Origin of the sequence: Bradyrhizobium sp., from assembly GCF_030693485.1 — a bacterium.
GTDB lineage: Bacteria > Pseudomonadota > Alphaproteobacteria > Rhizobiales > Xanthobacteraceae > Bradyrhizobium.
Map to the genome: position 1 here is coordinate 1 of NZ_JAUYAN010000320.1, position 2,979 is coordinate 2,979.

4 protein-coding genes are annotated in these 2,979 nt (G+C 66.1%); 1 reads left to right on the plus strand and 3 read right to left on the minus strand.

All coding sequences use genetic code 11. The features are described from left to right. Positions 1–374: ABC transporter permease (locus Q8N40_RS23275; RefSeq protein WP_305713465.1), on the minus strand; the 374-nt coding region annotated here is incomplete at its 3' end. Between the two features lie 84 nt (positions 375–458). Here Q8N40_RS23275 and Q8N40_RS23280 point away from each other — a divergent pair. Continuing rightward, a complete protein-coding gene (locus Q8N40_RS23280; protein ID WP_305713466.1) occupies positions 459–1,343 on the plus strand; it encodes a helix-turn-helix transcriptional regulator in 885 nt (294 codons plus the stop codon). 205 nt (positions 1,344–1,548) lie between these two features. Here Q8N40_RS23280 and Q8N40_RS23285 read toward each other — a convergent pair whose 3' ends face one another. Further along, the gene (locus Q8N40_RS23285; RefSeq protein WP_305713467.1) at positions 1,549–2,514 is read right to left on the minus strand and encodes a TAXI family TRAP transporter solute-binding subunit; all 966 of its coding nucleotides are present in this window, start codon (positions 2,512–2,514) and stop codon (positions 1,549–1,551) included. A 79-nt stretch (positions 2,515–2,593) separates the two neighbouring features. Continuing rightward, positions 2,594–2,806, minus strand: a complete 213-nt coding sequence (locus tag Q8N40_RS23290) for a DUF1328 domain-containing protein (protein WP_305713468.1) — start codon at positions 2,804–2,806, stop codon at positions 2,594–2,596. Positions 2,807–2,979: the final 173 nt, after the last annotated feature.

The window sequence follows — 2,979 nt, forward strand, 5'->3', positions numbered from 1 at the left end:
TCGGCCCAGAGATCCTCGATGGTCTGGCGCGTCAGCGCCGCGATGATCGGCACGATCAGGATGGTCTGGGCGATCACCATCGCCGTCGGCGTGAACAGGATGCCCATCGATCCGAGCGGCCCGGATCGCGACAGCAGCAGATAGACCGCGAGCCCGACCACGACGGGCGGCAGCCCCATCATGGCATTGAGCAGCACCACCAGGACGGCGCGCCCGGGAAAGCGGGTCAAAGCGACCAGCGCACCAAGTGGCATGCCGATCAGGGCGGCCAGCGCCACCGCGGACAGGCTGACGGCGAGCGACAACCGCACGATTGCAAACAGCGCGGGATCGCCGTTCAGGATCAGTTGCCAGGCGCTGAACTGGTCGGACATCGCTCCTCCAGTCGCCTTGTTCGGCACAGTTTCCACATATGTCAACAGATTGAACAAAAGCAGGAATATGCATATAGATGCAGGATGGATTTCCTGACAACCAGCGAGGCTGCGGACTATGTCCGGCTTGGAGAGCGCAAGCTTTATGAGCTCGTGACCTCGGGCGACATCCCCTGCAGCAAGGTGACGGGCAAGTGGCTGTTCCCGCGTCAGGAACTCGATCTCTGGGTGCTATCGGGGCTGTCGCGTCCGGCCGGCATGATCGCGGAGGATCCGCCGCCCATCGTCGGCGGCAGCCAGGACGATTTGCTGGAATGGACCTTGCGCGAGTCCGGCTCGGGTCTGGCATCGCTGACCGAGGGCACCGCGCGCGGCGTCGAGCGGCTGCTGCGCGGCGAGGTGATCGCCGCGGCGGTGCATTTCCACAGCGAGGACGTCGCCGCCGAGGACAGCAATATCGCCGCGTTGCGCGCGATGCCGGGCCTGCATGACGCCGTGCTGGTCGGAATGGTGCGGCGCGAACAGGGCCTGCTGGTTCCGCCAGGCAATCCCAAACAGTTGCGAAGTCTCGCCGATGTTTTGGCCTCGGGCGAGCAAATGGCGGTGCGGCAACAAGGCGCCGGCGCGCAGATGCTGCTCGACGTGCTGCTGACGCGGGCCGGCGCCGGTCCCAAGGATCTGCGCCGGCTGGAACCGCCATGTCTAACCGGCCCCGATCTGGCGGCGGCGGTGCGCGCCGGCAAGGCCGACTGCGGTATCGCCACCCGCGCCGCGGCCAAATCGGCGGGGCTCGACTTCGTCCCGCTGCTTTGGGAAAACTTCGATCTGTTGATGCGGCAGCGCAGCTATTTCCGTCCCCCCATCCAGGCGCTGATCGGCTTCCTCGGCGACAAGCGACTGAAGCAGCGCGCTGCGGAACTCACCGGCTACGACGCTGCGCCGGCAGGTCAGATCCGCTTCGCCGCGTGAGCGACCGGCTGCATTGCACGCGGCTCCCCGATCGATGCCGACGATGTGGCAGGCCGGCGTCTATTCATCCGTGATGTCCTACCTCATGACGGCGTAGCCGTCATTCCGGGGCGCGAAGCAAACCCGGAATCTCGAGATTCCCCGGTGCGCAATTGCGCACCTGAGGTCTGGCCCTGCGGACCATCCCGGAATGACTGCTACGCAGTCACTTCGCCACCCCGATCTCCCTGAAATACTTCATCACCCCGGGATGGATCAGTTCCGGCTTGATCGCCGCGGCCATCGTATTCGCCGCCGTCGTTTCGCAGGCCTGCGGCAGTTTCCTGCAGAGTGCGGCTTCGGCGCCGTACAGCGATTTCGCCAGCCGGTGGGCGACATCGTCAGGCAGGTTCTCGCGGGTCAGGACAAAACTCCAGGAGCCGACCGAGGCGATCGGCGCGGACTGGTTCGGATAGCTGCCGGCCGGCACCGTCAGCGGCTTGAGGAAGGTGTGCTTCGCCATGATCTTCGCGATCTCGCTTGCGTCAGGCGCGATGAACCGCGCGCCGCCGGGGCTTTCGGCCAGGGTCTTGAAGCCGGGCCAGCCGATGCCGGCGCCCCACAGCGCCGCGGCGCGGCCATCGAGCACCATGGCCGGGCCGTCGCCGGCGCGGTCGAGATAGATCGACTGGAAATCCTCGTCCTGCTTCAGGCCGATGCCGTCGAGCATGTAGCGCGACAGGATCGGCAGGCCCGAGCCCCTGGCGCCGAACGCCACCGGCTTGCCGGCGAGATCGCGGATGATCTGGTAGGGACTATCGGCGCGCACCACAAACATGCCGGGCGAGGAATACATCGCGGTGAGGATTTTCAGCCGGATCGCCGGCCGGCCGATGCCCATGAAGGCCTCGTAGGTCGGCTCGCCCGCGACCAGCGCGATATCGAGCGATCCTGCTTCCAGCAGCGGAATGTTCTCGCTGCTGCCCTTGGTGTTGCGCGGCTCGATCGACAGCGTCGGGTCGGCGGCGTTGATGACCTCGGCAAAGGCGTTGCCGTAGACCGGAAAACCGCCGCCCGGCGTCGCGGTGCCCAGACTGATCGTGGTGTTGTGAATGGCCCTGGCTCCATCCTGCGCCGCGGCACTGCCCGACAGCAGCAGCACGGCGACGCCAACGATACCGGCGATGTTCATTCTACGGTCCTCGGGCGCGGCGCGTCGCGGTGAATACGCAGAACCATGCTGCGCCAGAAACCCTGTGCAGGCAATTCAGCTAGACGCTGGCCGCCAGCAGCGCCGGCGCCCATTCGCTCTGCGACACCGCCGCGGTGAACAGGTAGGCAACTCCGAGCAACGCCAGGAAGCCGAGGAAGAACAGGGCGAAGAAGATCATCGACAGCTTCCTGGCGAAGGCGGAAATGTTGGTCAGGCCGAGCCCGCCTGCGGCCAGCGAGATGACGAGACAGATGATAGCCCAGCGAAACATTCCGCACCTTCCCGTCTGTTCAATCCGGCCATAACGCGCGTCGGCAAGCATTAGTTCCGGACCGGGAACACGGCATTGCGGGATCGCCGGCCGCGGGTTAAGGGGTTGCGGCACCGTTGCGTGCCGCCCGCGGCGGCACCCCGGCGGGGCCTGTAGCTCAATGGTTAGAGCCG

Bases quoted from the DNA above. Each gene is read 5' to 3' on its own strand.
- Q8N40_RS23280 (WP_305713466.1), top strand. From the start codon at position 459: ATGGATTTCCTGACAACCAGCGAGGCTGCGGACTATGTCCGGCTTGGA.
- Q8N40_RS23285 (WP_305713467.1), bottom strand. From the start codon at position 2,514: ATGAACATCGCCGGTATCGTTGGCGTCGCCGTGCTGCTGCTGTCGGGC.
- Q8N40_RS23290 (WP_305713468.1), bottom strand. From the start codon at position 2,806: ATGTTTCGCTGGGCTATCATCTGTCTCGTCATCTCGCTGGCCGCAGGC.